Source organism: Pseudoflavonifractor phocaeensis, assembly GCF_038439875.1.
In the GTDB taxonomy this organism is placed as follows: domain Bacteria; phylum Bacillota; class Clostridia; order Oscillospirales; family Oscillospiraceae; genus Vermiculatibacterium.
Window position 1 is genome coordinate 173,046 of sequence record NZ_JBCDMT010000004.1, and the last position, 17,768, is coordinate 190,813.

16 protein-coding genes are annotated in these 17,768 nt (G+C 55.6%); 10 read left to right on the forward strand and 6 right to left on the reverse strand.

Translation table 11 applies throughout. The annotated features are described in order from the left end of the window. Nucleotides 1-144: 144 nt before the first annotated feature. The 3 genes from AAEU42_RS08045 (at nt 145) to AAEU42_RS08055 (ending at nt 4,442) form a co-directional block, all read left to right on the forward strand. A complete protein-coding gene (locus AAEU42_RS08045) occupies nt 145-1,332 on the forward strand; it encodes a plasmid recombination protein (RefSeq protein WP_228275371.1) in 1,188 nt (395 codons plus the stop codon). A 372-nt stretch (nt 1,333-1,704) separates the two neighbouring features. After that, nucleotides 1,705-3,624 carry a tetracycline resistance ribosomal protection protein Tet(W) gene (tet(W), locus tag AAEU42_RS08050; RefSeq protein WP_031474227.1) on the forward strand — a complete coding sequence of 640 codons (1,920 nt, stop codon included), beginning with the start codon at nt 1,705-1,707 and terminating at the stop codon, nt 3,622-3,624. A gap of 50 nt (nt 3,625-3,674) precedes the next feature. Beyond that, a complete protein-coding gene (locus AAEU42_RS08055) occupies nt 3,675-4,442 on the forward strand; it encodes a class I SAM-dependent methyltransferase (RefSeq protein WP_004010385.1) in 768 nt (255 codons plus the stop codon). Nucleotides 4,443-5,036: 594 nt separating this feature from the next. On the opposite strand, the gene AAEU42_RS08065 is transcribed toward AAEU42_RS08055, so the two are convergent. Beyond that, nucleotides 5,037-6,377 (reverse strand): sodium-dependent transporter, encoded by a 1,341-nt coding sequence (locus AAEU42_RS08065; protein ID WP_342233022.1) that lies wholly within the window; start codon nt 6,375-6,377, stop codon nt 5,037-5,039. Nucleotides 6,378-6,865: 488 nt separating this feature from the next. Here AAEU42_RS08065 and AAEU42_RS08070 point away from each other — a divergent pair, with 488 nt between their 5' ends. From AAEU42_RS08070 to AAEU42_RS08095, 6 genes are all read left to right on the forward strand, one after another. Continuing rightward, nucleotides 6,866-7,924 carry a sensor histidine kinase gene (locus AAEU42_RS08070; protein ID WP_342233023.1) on the forward strand — a complete coding sequence of 353 codons (1,059 nt, stop codon included), beginning with the start codon at nt 6,866-6,868 and terminating at the stop codon, nt 7,922-7,924. Next, nucleotides 7,921-8,622, forward strand: coding sequence for a response regulator (locus tag AAEU42_RS08075; RefSeq protein ID WP_342233024.1), 702 nt, complete (start codon nt 7,921-7,923; stop codon nt 8,620-8,622). Before AAEU42_RS08070 ends, AAEU42_RS08075 begins: the two co-directional genes overlap by 4 nt. Before the next feature lie 239 nt (nt 8,623-8,861). Next, nucleotides 8,862-10,193, forward strand: coding sequence for a type I glutamate--ammonia ligase (glnA, locus tag AAEU42_RS08080; protein ID WP_342233025.1), 1,332 nt, complete (start codon nt 8,862-8,864; stop codon nt 10,191-10,193). Nucleotides 10,194-10,234: 41 nt separating this feature from the next. After that, a complete protein-coding gene (locus AAEU42_RS08085; protein ID WP_342233026.1) occupies nt 10,235-10,777 on the forward strand; it encodes an ANTAR domain-containing response regulator in 543 nt (180 codons plus the stop codon). A gap of 119 nt (nt 10,778-10,896) precedes the next feature. Continuing rightward, nucleotides 10,897-11,697 carry a diaminopimelate epimerase gene (dapF, locus tag AAEU42_RS08090; RefSeq protein ID WP_342233027.1) on the forward strand — a complete coding sequence of 267 codons (801 nt, stop codon included), beginning with the start codon at nt 10,897-10,899 and terminating at the stop codon, nt 11,695-11,697. A 12-nt stretch (nt 11,698-11,709) separates the two neighbouring features. Beyond that, complete coding sequence (locus AAEU42_RS08095) at nt 11,710-12,927, forward strand: LL-diaminopimelate aminotransferase (RefSeq protein WP_342233028.1); 1,218 nt, start codon at nt 11,710-11,712, stop codon at nt 12,925-12,927. Nucleotides 12,928-13,025: 98 nt separating this feature from the next. Here the strand turns inward: AAEU42_RS08095 and AAEU42_RS08100 are convergent, their stop codons facing one another. From AAEU42_RS08100 to AAEU42_RS08110, 3 genes are read right to left on the reverse strand one after another with little or no spacing between them, the layout of a single operon-like run. After that, nucleotides 13,026-13,628, reverse strand: coding sequence for a peptidoglycan-binding domain-containing protein (locus AAEU42_RS08100; RefSeq protein ID WP_342233029.1), 603 nt, complete (start codon nt 13,626-13,628; stop codon nt 13,026-13,028). Nucleotides 13,629-13,640: 12 nt separating this feature from the next. Then, entirely contained in the window at nt 13,641-14,843 is a 1,203-nt protein-coding gene (locus AAEU42_RS08105) for a peptidoglycan-binding domain-containing protein (protein WP_342233030.1), read from the reverse strand. 13 nt (nt 14,844-14,856) lie between these two features. Continuing rightward, nucleotides 14,857-15,240: a spore cortex-lytic protein gene (locus tag AAEU42_RS08110; RefSeq protein ID WP_342233031.1), complete on the reverse strand. Its 384-nt coding sequence runs from the start codon at nt 15,238-15,240 to the stop codon at nt 14,857-14,859. Nucleotides 15,241-15,345: 105 nt separating this feature from the next. Here AAEU42_RS08110 and AAEU42_RS08115 point away from each other — a divergent pair, with 105 nt between their 5' ends. Next, nucleotides 15,346-16,380 (forward strand): alcohol dehydrogenase, encoded by a 1,035-nt coding sequence (locus AAEU42_RS08115; RefSeq protein ID WP_342233032.1) that lies wholly within the window; start codon nt 15,346-15,348, stop codon nt 16,378-16,380. A gap of 86 nt (nt 16,381-16,466) precedes the next feature. Here the strand turns inward: AAEU42_RS08115 and AAEU42_RS08120 are convergent, their stop codons facing one another. Beyond that, nucleotides 16,467-17,066: a manganese catalase family protein gene (locus AAEU42_RS08120; protein ID WP_342233033.1), complete on the reverse strand. Its 600-nt coding sequence runs from the start codon at nt 17,064-17,066 to the stop codon at nt 16,467-16,469. A gap of 3 nt (nt 17,067-17,069) precedes the next feature. Next, the gene (locus tag AAEU42_RS08125; RefSeq protein WP_342233034.1) at nt 17,070-17,531 is read right to left on the reverse strand and encodes a spore coat protein CotJB; all 462 of its coding nucleotides are present in this window, start codon (nt 17,529-17,531) and stop codon (nt 17,070-17,072) included. Between the last annotated feature and the right edge of the window lie 237 nt (nt 17,532-17,768).

Consider the following 17,768-nt stretch of genomic DNA (forward strand, 5'->3'; position numbering starts at 1 on the left):
CGGGGGCAAAGCCCCCACACCACCCCGTAGGGCGCAAATGCGCTTTTGATGGCCGTCAGGCTGTCAAAAGTGCTTTTGCGTTACTTTCGCAGAAAGTAACAAAGGCTCGCCGCTTGCGCGGCGGAAAAGGGAGGAGGGATTGATTTGAAAAGGACAATCAGCGCCATGGTGGGCCAAGGATCGGTGAACCATAACAGTAGAAAATTCCACGCCAAGAACACTGACCCGGAACGCTCCCACTTGAATATAACCTACTGCCAGGAGAATATCAAGGCGGTGTACCATGAACTCTTTGACGAGGCTCTGGAACGGTACAACGCTAAACAAACCAGGGCCGACAGAAGGATAGAGGATTACTATGAGAAGATCCGCTCCGGCAAGCAGGAAAAGCCGTTCCATGAAATCATCCTGCAAGTGGGCAATCGAGATGATATGAGCGCCGACAGCGAGGAGGGACAGCTTGCGGCAGCGGTTTTGGACGAGTACATGAAGGGCTTTCAAGAGCGCAACCCCCAACTCCGGGTGTTCTCTGCCCACCTCCACATGGACGAGGCTACGCCCCATCTGCACATTGACTTTGTACCATTCACCACCGGGAGCAAGCGAGGGCTGGACACGAGGGTATCTTTGAAACAGGCGTTAGCGGCCCAGGGTTTCCAGGGCGGCACCAGAGGGGACACAGAGTGGAGCCAGTGGGTGCGCTCGGAAAAGGAGCAGCTTTCCCTGGTCATGGAGCGCCACGGGATTGAGTGGGAGGACAAAGGCACCCACGACAAGCACTTGTCTGTGCTGGACTACAAGAAAGAGCAGCGGGCAAAGGAGATCGCCGTTCTGGAGACGGTCAAGGCGGAGAAAGAAAACCAGGTGGAGAGCCAGGAACGGCGGCTCAAAGAACTTGCCCCGGCGGTGAAAAATATGGAGCGGTTGGCAGCGGATTTCTCCGCCAATCCGGAGGAGATTTTGCCGGAGCCGGGAACGCTGGAAACAGGCCGGGCCTACCGAGAGAAAAAGGCAAAGCCCCTGCTGGCCCAAATCGTCAAGGTGCTGCGCTCCCTGTATCTGGCCTATGTGGAGCTGCGGGGGAAATTTGAGCGTCTGCAAGGGGACTATGGCCGGGTGAGGGAGAGCAACATCCGCCTGTCTGATCGATTGCAGGAGGTCAAGTTGGAAAACAAGGCCATGCGGCAAGTCTCCGCTGACTATGAGCGGGTCAAAAGGGCCTTTGGCCCAGAACAAGTGGACAGAATATTAGAGGCAGCTTACCAGCAGGAACATGCCGAAAAGGAACGGAAACGGGCCGCAAAGTCAAAAATTCGGATAGACGCACGATAATCACCAAAACCGGAGGGTATTCCAGTGAATACCCTCCGATTTTATTTGTGGAATCGGTAAAATGATTTCTTGTTTTTTAGAGCGTACTATGATATACTGCTATTATCCTGATTTGAGGAGTCTATCAAATATGCGGCAAGGTATTCTTAAATAAAATTTGATAATGGGCGCAAAAATGATTGCCCCTTGCAGGGGCTTGGTTTTTGTACCCAATTTTAAGAATACTTTTGCCTTTTTAGTAAATATCGTGACGGACCGCGGCTTATGTAAGTCGTGTATGTTTCTGTGTGTCCGAAGTCATGATCCCCAGCGGTAAAAGTATTAGCCGCTGGGGATTTTTGCGCCCATTCGGGCCTTGTATGGAGGATAGACATGAACATTATCAATATCGGGATTCTTGCCCATGTAGACGCTGGAAAGACGACCTTGACGGAGAGTCTGCTATATGCCAGTGGAGCCATTTCAGAACCAGGGAGCGTCGAAAAAGGGACAACGAGGACGGACACCTTGTTTTTGGAGCGGCAGCGTGGGATTACCATTCAAGCGGCAGTCACTTCCTTCCAGTGGCACAGATGTAAAGTTAACATTGTGGATACGCCCGGCCACATGGATTTTTTGGCGGAGGTGTACCGCTCTTTGGCTGTTTTAGATGGGGCCATCTTGGTGATCTCCGCGAAAGATGGCGTGCAGGCCCAGACCCGTATTCTGTTCCATGCCCTGCGGAAAATGAACATTCCCACCGTTATCTTTATCAACAAGATCGACCAGGCTGGCGTTGATTTGCAGAGCGTGGTTCAGTCTGTTCGGGATAAGCTCTCCGCCGATATTATCATCAAGCAGACGGTGTCGCTGTCCCCGGAAATAGTCCTGGAGGAAAATACCGACATAGAAGCATGGGATGCGGTCATCGAAAATAACGATGCATTATTGGAAAAGTATATCGCAGGAGAACCAATCAGCCAGGAAAAACTTGCGCGGGAGGAACAGCGGCGGGTTCAAGAAGCCTCCCTGTTTCCGGTCTATCATGGCAGCGCCAAAAAGGGCCTTGGCATTCAACCGTTGATGGATGCGGTGACAGGACTGTTCCAACCGATTGGGGAACAGGGGAGCGCCACCCTATGCGGCAGCGTTTTCAAGGTTGAGTACACCGATTGCGGCCAGCGGCGTGTCTATCTGCGGCTATACAGCGGAACGCTGCGCCTGCGGGATACGGTGGCCCTGGCCGGGAGAGAAAAGCTGAAAATCACAGAGATGCGTATTCCATCCAAAGGGGAAATTGTTCGGACAGACACCGCTTATCCGGGCGAAATTGTTATCCTTCCCAGCGACAGCGTGAGGTTAAACGATGTATTAGGGGATCAAACCCGGCTCCCTCGTAAAAGGTGGCGCGAGGCCCCCCTCCCCATGCTGCGGACGACGATTGCGCCGAAAACGGCAGCGCAAAGAGAACGGCTGCTGGACGCTCTTACGCAACTTGCGGATACTGACCCGCTTTTGCGCTGCGAAGTGGATTCCATCACCCATGAGATCATTCTTTCTTTTTTGGGCCGGGTGCAGTTGGAGGTCGTTTCCGCTTTGCTGTCGGAAAAATACAAGATTGAAACAGTGGTAAAGGAACCCACCGTCATTTATATGGAGCGGCCGCTCAAAGCAGCCAGCCACACCATCCATATCGAGGTGCCGCCCAACCCGTTTTGGGCATCTATCGGACTGTCTGTTACACCACTCCCGCTTGGCTCCGGCGTACAATACGAGAGCCGGGTTTCGCTGGGATACTTGAACCAGAGTTTTCAAAACGCTGTCAGGGATGGTATCCGTTACGGGCTGGAGCAGGGCTTGTTCGGCTGGAACGTAACGGACTGTAAGATTTGCTTTGAATACGGGCTTTATTACAGTCCAGTCAGCACGCCGGCGGACTTCCGCTCATTGGCCCCGATTGTATTGGAACAGGCATTGAAGGAATCGGGGACGCAGCTGCTGGAACCTTATCTCTCCTTCACCCTCTATGCGCCCCAGGAATACCTTTCCAGGGCTTATCATGATGCACCGAAATACTGTGCCACCATCGAAACGGCCCAGGTAAAAAAGGATGAAGTTGTCTTTACTGGCGAGATTCCCGCCCGCTGTATACAGGCATACCGTACTGATCTGGCCTTTTACACCAACGGGCAGAGCGTATGCCTTACAGAGCTAAAAGGGTATCAGGCCGCTGTCGGCCAGCCGGTCATCCAGCCCCGCCGTCCAAACAACCGCCTGGACAAGGTGCGCCATATGTTTCAGAAGGTAATGTAAAGATACATAATCGTCAAGACGGCAACAATCAGAAGTTATGGAGGGTAACAATGGAATATCGTAAGGAAGATTTAATGGAAGCAAAAAAGCAAATTTTGGGAGTGGGAGAGAACATGGGAACAGAGGAAAGTAAAAAAATCTGGGAGGAGAACGCACAATTTTGGGATAATGCAATGGGTGACGAATCTAATGAATTTCACAGAGAGGTAGTGCGTCCCAAAGTAACGGAACTTCTATCTCCTAATCCTGCGGATTATATTTTGGATATTGCGTGTGGCAATGGAAATTATTCTTCGTATCTTGCACAAAGAGGCGCTTCGGTTGTCGCTTTTGATTACAGCAAAAAAATGATAGAATTGGCTAAAAGACGGCAATCACAATATGCAAAACAAATTGAATTTTGTGTGGCGGATGCGACCAATAGAAAAAGTATATTAGAATTAAAAAGAAATCGAGCCTTTACGAAAGCAGTTTCTAATATGGCAATTATGGATATTACGGATATTGAACCACTTCTTATGGCTGTTTATGAACTGTTGCAGGAAAGCGGAATTTTTGTCTTTGCAACGCAACACCCTTGTTTTGTCACGTTGACTGAAAAATATATGACACCGCACAGTTACTATGATATAGCGATTGAAGGGCAACCGAAAGAGCAGATTTATTATCATCGTTCCATACAAGATATTTTTAACCTTTGTTTTAGAGCTGGATTTGTCATTGATGGATTTTATGAAGAATGTTTCAAAACCAACAAAGAAATTCCTATGGTAATGATAGTAAGGCTTAAGAAGGTAAAACGTGATACCTTACAATAAATTCAAGTTTGTCGGGTAAATAGCAAAGCCAGCCGAGCCAGCGGGCGGTCAAGATGAACGGGCTTCGCCCACCGTTGACAGCCCCGCCCGGTTTCGCAGTTAGGCAGTCAAGGAGCGACAGCAAGGAGTGCTGCCGCCCCGCACTATTATTCAGAGAGGGGGAATTTCCATGACAGACCAGAAAGCCTATCAAGAATATATCCAGCGCAGGTACAACGCCTCTTGCAAGGCTGTTATCCGCTGTGCCTGACAGCGTCCGTCCGTGCCGGAATTATGTAGAGCTCCACATAATTCTGTTGTATTTCCCAGCCTTTTGTGATACTATTTTGATACTAATAAACTTTACAGCCGAAAATAGCAGGTGGAATATTAACATATTTGCGAAAGTTTTTCCTGCGAAATCACCTCAAATACACCCTACTATATCTGAATTTGCCGAGTGGGAGTAAGGTCCGCCGGCCAGATTTAAGTTTTTTTAATTTAAGGTGCCGCTATGAATAAAAGCAAGGAGGCCAGCCCAATGGGCTGGCCTCCTTGCTCGTCCGGATGCAGTGCATCCTTTCGAAGAGAGAGAAGGGAATTTATATGGACATCTCAGCCGATGCCGCCGAATGCGATGCCGGCGAAGAAAACCACCATAGTCAGGCCGCAGAACAGCCACTTGTAAAGGGGATAGTACCAGCTGCCGATGGGCTTGCCGTGGCCTTTGGAGACTTCGTCCTCCACGGCTTTTCTGCCCCAGACCCAGGCGAAGAAGATGCCAGCTAGGCCGGCGCCCAGAGGGCAGATGTAAATGGAGACGAAATCCATCCAATCACTGACGATGCCCTGAATGCACAGGGACACGACGGCGCCGATGACGGCGATGGAAACGACGGCCTTGGGGCGGCTGAATTTCAGGTTATCCTGAAGGGTGGCGATGGGCGCCTCATAGAGGTTGACCAGCGAAGTCAACCCGGCGAAGAGGACGGCCACAAAGAAAACGATCATGACGATCTGTCCGCCGGGCATGGCCTTGAAGAGGTAGGGCAGGGAGATGAACATGAGGCCCGGGCCGCTTTCGGAGAGGACGGCGCCGGTGGTGGCCATGGCGGGAATGATGACCAAGGCGGCCAGCATGGCGGCCAGAGTGTCGAAGATGGCGATCAGGACGGCGGAGCTGACCGTGTCGGTATCGTCACTCAGGTAGGAGCCGTAGATGACGGTGCCGTTGCCCGCCAGGGACAGGGAGAAGAAGGACTGACCCAAAGCGTAGACGTACAGCATGGGGTTGGCAAACTGCTTGGGGTCGATGGTGAACATCCACTTATAGCCCTCGGACGCTCCGGGCTGAAAGCCCACGTAGATAGCCAGGCCGACAAACATGAGATAGAACAGGGGGATCATGATTTTGTTGGCCTTCTCGATGCCTCCGGCGATGCCCAGGGTCATGATGGCGAAGGTGACCACTAGAGCGATGATGAGCCACATGTTGTTGCCGAAGGTAGTAGCCATGCCGCCAAAAGCGGCTCCGAAGCCGGCGGGGTCGGCGGGAGCCAGGACGGAGCCAGTGAAGGAGCCCACGGTGTACTTGAAGATCCAGCCCACCACCACCGAGTAACCGATGGCCAGGGCCAGAGCGCCCAGCATGGGCAGAGCGCCCACGATCTGGCCGAGTTTGCGCTTGTCTTCACCCCGGGAGGCCGCGGCCTCGCCGAAGGCGCCGATGGGGCCGGCCTTGGCTCTGCGGCCGAAGTTCATCTCTCCGATGACGCCGGAGAAGCCGATGAGGACATCGAAGATCAGATAGACCAGGAGGAAGGCACCGCCATAGGTGGCCATGCGGTATGGAAAGAGCCAGATATTGCCCATGCCTACGGCGGAGCCGATACATGCCAGGATAAAGCCTAGTTTGCTGTTGAAGCCGTCGCGTTTTTCTAAAGCTGCGCTGCTCATTCTCTCAAAACCCCTTTCAAATCTGTGCGAGAGCCTGCTGGGATACTTCCGAGCTATCCTATGTTTCGTGTCAGGAACAAGGCAGGGGAAGCGGGGTAGCTCAATGGCGTGTTTTGTGCGATGTGTCTGGTATGAGTGACACCTCCTTGCGGTTGTTTGTGAAATTAACCTACCACTTGGACACTCGTCCTGTCAATCGGGCGGCGGTTAAGAAACGGATAAGAGGATTTGAGGCGGCGGCATCGGGCGGGATCGGGTGGCCGGCCAGGTTTGAAAGAGGAGAAAGCATCCGCCGCTGGACCAAGGATTTGCGCCATCGGATTACCAAAGATACCGCCGGGATAAGGGGCAAAAAACCTTTGCCGTATCTTTGCCGGAAAAATGGTAAAGTGAGAGCTGAAAAACAATGCGGAAAGACCATAGGGGACTGCCTTTTCCCTTCCAGTGTGTTACAATGAGGCAAGAGGTTACACCAAAGGAGAGCTGTCATGAAATCACTGGATGTATATGTGAGGGATGGGATTTATACCACGCTCGTCTTTGCGGTGGCGTTCGCCGTCAATCTTTTGATCCAGGAGCAGATGGGGATCTGGTCCCTGGTCCCTATGATCTTTGTGCTGGGTATTTTCCTGATCTCCCTCAAGACTCAGGGGTACTTTTGGGGAATCTTGGCGTCACTGTCCAGCGTGTTTGCCGTGAACTACGCCTTTACATATCCCTATTACGCCTTCGATTTCATTCTGCCGGAGAGCTTTTTTTCCGCCGCCGTGATGCTCACGGTGGCCATCGTCACAAGCACCCGGACCACCAAAATCAAGGAGCAGGAGAAAATGCGGGCCGAGAGCGAGATGGAGAAAATGCGGGCCAACCTGCTGCGGGCCATCTCCCATGACCTGCGGACGCCCCTGACCTCCATCTATGGGTCGGCCTCGGTGATGGTGGAAAACTATGAGGAATTGTCCCAGCCCAGGCAGATCCAAATGCTGGAGGAGATTCGAAAAGATTCCCAGTGGCTTATCCGCATGGTGGAAAACCTGCTGTCGGTGACCCGGCTGGACGGGGAGAACGTCCAGGTCATCAAGACCCCCACCGTGCTGGAGGAACTCATTGACGCCACACTTATGAAATTTCGCAAGCGGTACCCGGACCAGCCCGTGACGGTCTCCATCCCGGATCAATTCATCAGCATCCCCATGGACGGAATGCTGATCCAGCAGGTCCTCATCAATCTGCTGGAAAACGCCGTCCTGCACGCCTCTGGGATGACGGAGCTTACCCTGGCCGTCCATACGGAGGAGACCCAGGCGATTTTTGTGGTGGAGGACAACGGGTGCGGGATCCCCAAAGACCGCATGGAGCACTTATTCACCGGGTATCTGGAGCATACGGGGGCCCCGGCGGACGGAAATCGGAACAATATGGGAATCGGGCTCTCGGTGTGCTCCACCATTATACGGGCCCACGGCGGTACCCTCCGCGCGGAAAACCGGGCGGAGGGCGGCGCTCGGTTCTGCTTTTCTTTGGAAATGGAGATGGACGATCAGTGAGCAATAATAAATATAAGATCCTGCTGGTGGAGGATGAGGACAATATCCGGGGCTTTATCCAGACGATCATGGAGGCTAACTCCTATCAGGTCATCGCCGCCGAGACCGGCTCCCAGGGCAGCCTGCTGCTTTCCCATCAGCCGGATCTGATTATTCTGGATCTGGGCCTTCCCGATATGGATGGGCTGGATTTCATCAAATCAACGCGCAAGACCTCCGCCGTGCCCATCATCATCCTCTCAGCCAGAAGCCAGGAGTGGGATAAGGTGGCGGCTTTGGATCTGGGGGCCAATGATTACGTCACAAAGCCCTTTGGCACCTCGGAACTGCTGGCCCGGGTGCGGGTAGCCCTGAGAAGCAGCCGCAGCGCGGTGGATTTGCTGCCCGGGGGCAAGTTTGCCCAGGGAGATCTGGAGATCGACTATGGGAAGCGGATGGTAACGATTGCCGGGGTAGAGGTACGGCTGACGCAGACGGAATATAATATCCTGGCGGTGTTGGCCGAGCATGCGGGGAAGATGCTGACCTATTCTGCCATTGTGCAGGCGGTCTGGGGCAGCTCCGATCCTGGGAGTGTGAAGAAGCTGCAAGTCAATATGGCCAACATTCGGAAAAAGATGGGCTCCCAGCCGGGGGAAAGCCGTTATATTATCAATGAGCTGGGCGTGGGATACCGGATGCGGGGGGAGGGAGAATAGGGCTGCGCCTATTTGACAGAGCGGCTCAAATTGTATAAGGAATGGGGAAATTCGGGCGTTTTTCCCTGATAGTTATAACAAAGATGCCGCAAGCGCCAAGAATCTTCTTGACAAGGATAGGCAAAAACTTTATACTCAAATCATCAGTTGTGGACGAAGGCGTTCCGACCCCGATGGGCGGAGCGTCTTTTTTATTACAGGGCGTTGCGATTTTCAATGAGGAAAGGGGAACCCCGCTTATGGCTTACACCAAGGAAGATATTATCCGCATGGTAAAGGAAGAGGACATCGAGTTTATTCGGATGCAGTTCACCGATATTTTCGGCCAGTTGAAAAATGTGGCGCTTACCGCGTCCCAGATTGAAAAGGCCGTAAATAATGAGATTATGTTCGACGGCTCCTCCATCGAAGGATTCGTGCGGATCGATGAATCGGATCAATACCTCTATCCTGACCTGGATTCTTTCGTGGCATTTCCCTGGCGGCCCGCCCACGGCAAAGTGGCCCGCCTCATCTGCGACGTGTACAACGCCGACGGTACCCCCTTTGTTGGCGATCCCCGGGGTGTGTTGAAGCGAGTGCTGAAAAAGGCCCGGGACATGGGCTTTGATACCTTCAACGTGGGCCCCGAGGCGGAATTCTTCCTCTTTCAGACCGACGAGGAGGGCAAGCCCACCACGAAAACCAACGATGAGGCGGGGTATTTTGACTTGGGCCCCCTGGATCACGGGGAGAGCACCCGACGGGAGATCTGCCTGGCCCTGGAGCAGATGGGCTTTGAGATCGAGGCCAGCCACCATGAGGTGGCCGCGGGCCAGCATGAGATCGACTTTAAGTATACCGAAGCCTTGAAGGCGGCCGACAACATCATGACCTTCAAGCTGGCGGTCAAGACCCTGGCCCAGAAAAACGGCCTTCACGCCACTTTCATGCCCAAGCCCATTTTCGGAGTGGCCGGCTCGGGCATGCACACCAATATGTCCCTTTTCAAGAACGGCGAAAACGTTTTTTGCGATCCCAAGGGCGAGAAGGGGCTTTCCAAGGAGTGTTACAGCTTTATCGCCGGACTGCTCCATCACGTCAAGGGCATGGCCGCGGTGACCAATCCTCTGGTGAACTCCTATAAGCGGCTGGTGCCCGGATACGAAGCGCCCTGCTATCTCTCCTGGTCGGCCTCCAACCGCTCCGCACTCATCCGCATCCCCGCCACCAGAGGGCAGGGGACCCGGGTGGAGCTGCGCTCCCCCGACCCGTCCTGCAACCCCTACCTGGAGCTGGCGGTCTGCCTGGCGGCCGGTCTGGACGGCATCGAGAAGGGCATGACCCCCCCGGCGGAGATCACAGAGAATATTTACGCCATGGACGAGGACGCCCGGGATGCCCGGGGGATCAGCGCCCTGCCGGGCTCCCTGGAAGAGGCCATCGAGGCCCTGGAAGCCGATCAGTTGGTTTTGGATACGCTTGGGAGCCATGTGGCGGAGAACTACATCGAGGGCAAGCGGAAAGAGTGGGACGAGTACCGCACCCGGGTCTCCTCCTGGGAGCGGGAAAAGTACATCATCAATTATTGATCTCACAGGCGCGGACTCCTTCGTGAAGGGGAGTGGTTGGAATGGAAACGGTCATCCTCGCCTTTGAGAGCGGGAAAAGCGCCTGTCGCATCCGGGAGATCATTGAGCGGGCGGGCCTGGCCACGTGCCTGATCTGCCGCTCCGCCGCCGAAGTGAAGCGGCTGGTCAGCAAACAGCGTGTGAGCACGGTGATCTGCGGCTACAAACTTAGTGACGAGACGGCCGAAGAACTGTTTCAGGATTTGCCCGGTTTTTGCTCCATGCTGGTCGTCGCCATCCAAAGCATGTTGGAGATGGTGGAGAGCGACGAGATCTTTCGGCTGGCGGCGCCCGTCTCCCGAAGCGATTTGCTTTCCGCCGTCCAGACGCTGCTCCAGGTGGGCCGCCGGGTGGAACAGCTGGCCCGCCCCAGGCGCAGCGCCGAGGAGCAGGCCCTTGTGGAGGGGGCCAAGGGGGTCTTGATGGACCGGCACGGGATCACGGAGGAGCAGGCGCACCGCCTGCTCCAAAGGAAGAGCATGGATTCCGGGGAAAAGCTGGTCCAGACGGCGCGGAGGATCATAGATGGGACCTGGAGCATATAAAATAGAGCGTAAGACGAAAAGGCAAGGCGGTCTTTCCGGCGCAATCGCCTCACGGCGGCAGTCAGACGGCTTGACTGCCGCCGTTTGTCTCTATCTGGATTTGAGAGGGAGGGTCAGTGATGCGTTTTACTAAAATGCAGGGCCTGGGCAACGACTACGTCTATGTGGACTGCACCCAGCGGGCGCCGGAGGACCTGCCGGAGCTGGCGAGGAGGATCTCCGACCGGCATTTCGGCGTGGGGAGCGACGGGCTCATCTGCATTTTTCCGTCGGAGAAGGCGGACTTCCGGATGCGGATGTTCAACGCGGACGGCTCCGAGGGGGAGATGTGCGGCAATGGCATTCGCTGCGTGGGTAAATTTGTCTATGATCATGGCCTGACGGACCAGACCACGGTGCGGGTGGAGACGCTGGCCGGGGTCAAGATACTGCGCCTGCAGGTGGAGAGAGGACAAGTCGTCTCCGCTACGGTGGACATGGGCCTGCCAGTTCCGCAGGAGCCCCGGACGCTCCAGATCATGGGGCGGCCCTACCAGGCCCGTCCGGTTTCGATGGGAAACCCCCATGCCGTTGTCTTTTTGGACCAGATCGACGCCCTGGACCTGCCCGCCATCGGCCCCGCGTTTGAAAACCACCCCAGCTTTCCCAATCGGACCAACACGGAGTTTGTGGAAGTGCTGGATGAGACACACCTGAAGATGCGGGTATGGGAGCGGGGGAGTGGGGAGACCCTGGCCTGCGGCACGGGGGCCTGCGCTACGCTGGTGGCGGCGGCTCTGGCTGGAAAAGCGGGGCGGAAGGCCACCATCCACCTGCTGGGAGGAGATCTGTCCGTCGCCTGGAGTGAGGAAGATGGTCATGTGTATATGACAGGCCCCGCCGTCACCGTTTTTGAGGGCGAGTGGCCGGAGGACAGATAAGGAGGAAGCGGTATGGCTCATATCAACACAAATTTTGTAAAGCTGCCTGGAAGCTATCTTTTTTCGGAGATCGCCCGCCGGGTGGAGGCGTATACCCAGGAAAACCCGGATAAAAAGCTGATCAAGTTGGGGATCGGGGACGTGACCCGGCCTCTGGCGCCCGCGGTCATTCAGGCCATGCATAAAGCTGTGGAGGAGATGGGCACGGTCCAGGGCTTTCACGGATATGGTCCGGAGCAGGGGTATGAGTTTCTGCGGGAGGCCATTGCCCGGCACGATTACCAGGACAGGGGCGTAGACATCGCCGCCGGGGAGATTTTTGTTTCGGATGGCGCCAAGAGCGACTGCGGCAACATCGTGGACATTTTTTCGGTGGACAATGTGGTGGCGGTGTGTGACCCTGTATATCCGGTCTATGTGGACACCAACGCCATGTCCGGCCGGGCGGGGGAGTATGATGTCCGGGCGGGGAAGTGGACGGAGCTTGTCTATATGCCCTGTACTTCGGAAAACCAGTTTACCCCGGAGATCCCCTCGAAAAAGGTGGATCTCATCTACCTGTGTTTTCCCAATAACCCCACCGGTGCCGTTGCCACCAGGGAGCAGCTGAAGGCCTGGGTGGATTACGCCAACCGTGTGGGGGCGGTCATCCTCTTCGACTCAGCCTATGAGGCCTTTATAACGACGCCCGGCATCCCCCACTCTATTTTTGAGATCGAGGGGGCAAGAAGCTGCGCCGTGGAGTTCCGCTCCTTTTCCAAAACGGCCGGTTTTACGGGGGCCCGATGTGCCTACACCGTGATCCCGAAGGAGCTGGAGCGGGATGGGGTATCGCTGAACAGCCTTTGGAACCGCCGCCAGTGCACCAAATTCAACGGGGTGCCCTACGTGACCCAGCGGGGGGCCGAGGCGGTCTACTCTCCGGAGGGAAAGCGTCAGGTGGAGGAGACGCTGGCCTTTTATCGGGAAAATGCCCGGGTGATCCGGGAAGGGCTGGTAGCCGCCGGGCTCACCGTCTCCGGCGGTGTGGATTCCCCTTACATCTGGGCGAAAACTCCGGATCAAATGCCTTCCTGGGACTTTTTTGACCGGCTTTTGCGCCAGGCCAATGTGGTGACGACCCCCGGGGCCGGATTCGGTCCCAGCGGGGAGGGATATATCCGTCTGACCGCCTTCGGCGGGGCGGAAGCCACCCGGGAAGCGGTGGCCCGGATCCGGACAATTCTATAACGGCGGAGATAAAAAGAGTGCCATACGCGATTGCGTACGGCACTCTTTTTGTTTAACTGACAACGATTGTCTGGCTGGCGATATATCTGTGTTCCGGATTACAGAGTGGCGGGATCCAATAAACTTTTTCGGGCGGTGGAGGGATATTCCTTTAAAAGATGACAAGGATTTGGCTCGTTGGTGCGGATCAGAAAAACCTCGTAGATCCGGCTCAGGAGGTTCCATTCGTATTTGCCGATCACGCCGGTTTCCTCCATCTGTCCCTTGCGTTGAAGCCAGCATATATTATTTACGGATGGCCCCGTATGGCTTCCATCCACAGGGGTGGGCTCCACCTCTTCCAACACACTGGAAAGGGCGTTGAACATGGCCTGAATGATAAGGAGATAGACACACCGCTCTCCGGGTGAAATGGTGTATAATCGGTCTGGAAAACCATTGGCGCGCAGGGGATTTTCCAGAGTAGAGGAGACACGGGCATAGGCCAGGACCACGGCGTCCCAGGTTTTGTTGTCTACCTTCCCTGTAACGGGCAGCTGAAATTCCCGCTGGAAGATCATGACGGCCTCCAGGGTTTCTTCTCCGAAGATGCCGTCCGATACCAGACGCGGGAGTTTGGGGTAATGATAGGACAGCTCCCGAAGCATGGCTTGAAGGCTGTGGACTGGACGGCCCAGAAAGCGCGGATCATCTGTTGTCATTGAAGTCCCTCCTTATGCGTCATGGCTGCCTAGGGTCAGGGGATAGCCGGGGAACTGGGTCATTTGCGTGGTGGTTCCGTAATCCGTGTCCGCATCGGCGCCAGACTGCCTCTCTGAGGGAAAGAGATTGGGATTGTCCAGCACAGTTTCCGAAACCCCTTGAAATTCCCGGTAGAGATAGTCCCAAGTCTTACGGTCTGCGATCCCTGTCTCAGGAAGATGCTTCTTTTCCTGAAACGCCCGAACCGCTTCCCGCGTGACGGGACCGAAGACTCCATCGATTGTGATCAAGGGGAGTTCGTCGTTGAATTGCGAGAGAACAGCCAGCATGTATTGCAGAACGTTTACCTTTTCCCCGGAATCACCCAGTTCCACTGCGTCCGGGTATTGGAAGGAGATCCCGAAAAAGGTCTGTCCCTCGGTGACAAGCTCGGAAAGACGGGTAATGCCGACATATAGATAGACCAACTTATACCAGGTAGATTTTCCTACAACACCGTCGGAAGTCAGCTTGAAAATGGACTGAAATTTCCGCACGGCATTTTCTGTCTGTTCTCCAAAGATACCGTCCACCGGCCAGATCTTGGGGATGGCTGGATAGTCCTGGGAGATCCGGTTAAGTGATGTTTGTATCACAGCGACCTCTGGCCCGCTGTCGTCCCGCCGAAGCGCGGAGCCGGGATAGGAGAGCCGAATCCCCTGAATGGGTGCGTCAATGACCAATTCAATATCGTCACCATAGTAGTTTCGCAGAATCTGCATGGAATTATAGCCCCCCAGCGCAAGATCCTGGCTGCCCCATTGAGAAAGCCCGTCGCAGGTGGTGGTAGTCCCATTGCAGAATTTGGCGGAGAGGGGTTCCACATGACCTTGGCGGCGGATATAGTCATCAAAGATCTCATCGACAAGTTTCGCCACGTTCTCAAAAATGTTACGGCTGGGGATAAATTTTTGGTCATAGGCGGTGGAAGAGGTGATTTGAAACGGATAGCCCCGGCTGGGATAGAATTCAGTATAGACCCGGTTGAGAGCGAAAGAGACTTGAGCTAAGATATTGGCACGGAGGGCAGGGGGCTCCCAGGTAGGATAGATCTCACTGGATGCCACGTTTTTGATATAATTGGAAAAGGTGACGGTGACGTTTTCACCTCCTGAACTGGGGGCACCGATGTGGACGGTGATATACTCCGGGATATAGGGTGTTACGACAGGCATAAGCGGACCCTCCTTACAGCGGCTGAGGGGTGATGTTGACCACATGATAGGTATTGCGGGGAATCGCGTGCTCGGCCAGGGGAATCAGCTGAACCTCCTGGAGCGAGCTGATGCCGGGAAAGATCTGAATGCCTTCAATGATCTCCATTTGATAGTCAGGATGCTCCACTCGGACATCAAGAGATGAAAAAGGAACATCCTTTCCAGGTGTTTCGCTGCCTTGCGGAGCTGGGACCGGGATGGGAGGGATCTCTCCATTTTCATCGGTAACGCGGATGGCCAACAGGGTGTGCCGTTTTCCGCCGAGGCGCTGGCTCACCGCCACAGTGGCGCCGGCTACGGGGATCTGGGCCCGGGAGGTATAGACGTGAGCCGTAATGGTTCCGGGTTGAGACAAAGGGCATTCCTCCTTTTTTCCTATCCCTATGCGCAGGGGAATAAAATATTGCGAAAAAACCGCAGGCGGGCTATAATCAAGAAAAAGTGAAGGAGAGGAAACACTATGCTGGCCTATACCTATGTGGAGAGAGGGACCTTTGCGCTGCGGGAGAAGCCCAAGCCAGTGCTGCTGGATGAAAAGGACGCCCTGGTCCGGGTGACGCTGGCCAGCATTTGTACCAGTGATCTGCATATCAAGCACGGCTCTGTGCCCCGGGCGGTGCCCGGCGTCACAGTGGGCCATGAGCTGGTGGGCGTCGTGGAAGAGGTGGGCACCGGGGTCAGACAAGTGAAGCCGGGAGACCGGGTGGCGGTAAATGTGGAGACCTTCTGCGGCCAGTGTTTCTTTTGTAAACATGGTTTTGTCAACAACTGCCAGGATCCGAACGGGGGCTGGGCTCTGGGCTGCCGCATCGATGGGGGGCAGGCGGAGTTTGTGCGGGTCCCCTATGCGGACCAGGGGCTAACCCCCATCCCGGACAATGTGAGCGACGAGCAGGCTCTTTTTGTGGGCGATGTTCTGGCCACGGGTTTTTGGGCGGCCCGCATCTCGGAGATCAAAAGGGAGGATACCGTGCTGATCCTGGGCGCCGGGCCTACCGGGATCTGCGCTCTGCTGTGCGTGCTTTTAAAGGGGCCGAAACGGGTCATTGTCTGTGAGCGGGATCCGCAGAGGCGGCAGTTCGTGAGGGAGCGCTATCCTCAAGTGCTGGTGGTAGGGTCGGGAGAGGTCCTGGATGCCGTCAAAGAGTACAGCGGCCACGGCGGAGCGGACGTGGTGCTAGAGGTGGCTGGAGCGGAAGAGACCTTCCAGCTGGCCTGGCAGTGTGCCCGGCCCAACGCGGTAGTAACGGTGGTGGCGCTCTATGACGGCCCGCAGACCCTACCCCTGCCTGACATGTACGGCAAGAATCTGATTTTCAAGACGGGCGGCGTCGACGGCTGTGACTGTGCGGAGATTTTACGGCACATTTCGCAAGGCGAGCTGGACACCACGCCCCTGATTACCCATACGTTTCCTCTGAACGAGATCGAGGAGGCGTACCGGCTGTTTGAGGAACGGCGGGACAGCGTGATCAAGGTGGCCATACGGCCTTAAAAAAGAGGCGGCTGAATATTCAGCCGCCTCTTTTTCTTTTGGATAAAAGGTCCCGGCAGGAGTGGCCTGCCGGGACAAAGCAGAGGTTATTTCTTGTCGAACGCGGGGTTGACAAAGTAAACGTTTTTCTGGTCCATCTTGTCCTTGGCCAGCCGCACGGCCTCGCCAAAGCGCTGGAAGTGGACGACCTCCCGCTCCCGGAGGAACCGGATGACGTCGTTGACGTCGGGATCGTCGGAGAGGCGGAGAATGTTGTCATAAGTGACCCGGGCCTTCTGCTCGGCGGCCATATCTTCGCTGAGGTCGCCGATGACGTCGCCCTTGACGGCCATAGAGGCCGCAGAATAGGGGAAGCCGGAGGCGGCCGTGGGGTAGACGCCGGTGGTGCGGTCCACGAAATAGGTGTCGAACCCGGCAGTCTTGATTTGCTCCTCGGTCAGGTTTCGGGTAAGCTGATGGACGATGGCGCCGATCATTTCCAGGTGACCAAGCTCCTCGGTACCGATGTCGGTGAGAAGAGCCTTCAGCTCGGGGTAGGGCATGGAGTAGCGCTGGGACAGATAGCGCAGAGAGGCGCCCAGCTCGCCGTCAGGACCGCCGTACTGGGTGATGATGATGTTGGCCAGTTTGGGGTTGGTATTCTTGATCTTCACCGGGTACTGAAGCTTCTTTTCATACATGAACATGGCTTACTTGTCGCCTCCTTCCTGATAGTTCCAGGGCCACGGATCTTTGATCCAGCCGGAGAAATTGTCGCAGGCCGCCACGGCGAACTGGGTCAAGGGGCCGAACATGGCCTCGTATTTTTCACGGCCGGCCTTCTCCAGTGCGGCGTACTGCTGATAGAGGGCAAAAGCCTCGGCGTCGCCCTGATGGGTGTCCAGGTAGAGGCCCAGCTCAACCAGTACAAATTCCAGGGCTTGGAGCTCGCCCAGAGGGCCGCTGACGGCGTTGGGGGCGTCCACCTTCATGTGGAAGGGGAGGTTCAGGCCGGGGAAGAGGGTGCCGTTGTTCAGCGCCTCGTTCTGGTTATAGCGCTTGGAGCCGGTCTGCTGGAAGGGGACATAGGGGACCGCCAGCGGGGCGCACTCCGGCAGAGTGCCGCAGTGATCGGCGCAGGCGGCGGGATTCGTTCCATTGTCAGGATACAATGCTCGTTCCTCCTTATGTTTGGTAGAAGGGGAGAGATCTCCTCCGCGCTATCCTATGCATCTGGTGGGACCGGACGGGAGAGGGCGGAAAGAGGCCCGGGGGTATAATGGGGCCGGAACGTCATAAATTGGCAGGGGAGGGGATGACCCATGAAAAAATACGGCTGGAAAAAAATTTTAGCGGGGACCCTTGTACTGGCGCTTGCGGTATGTGGGGCGGGCGTCTGGAGAATGTCC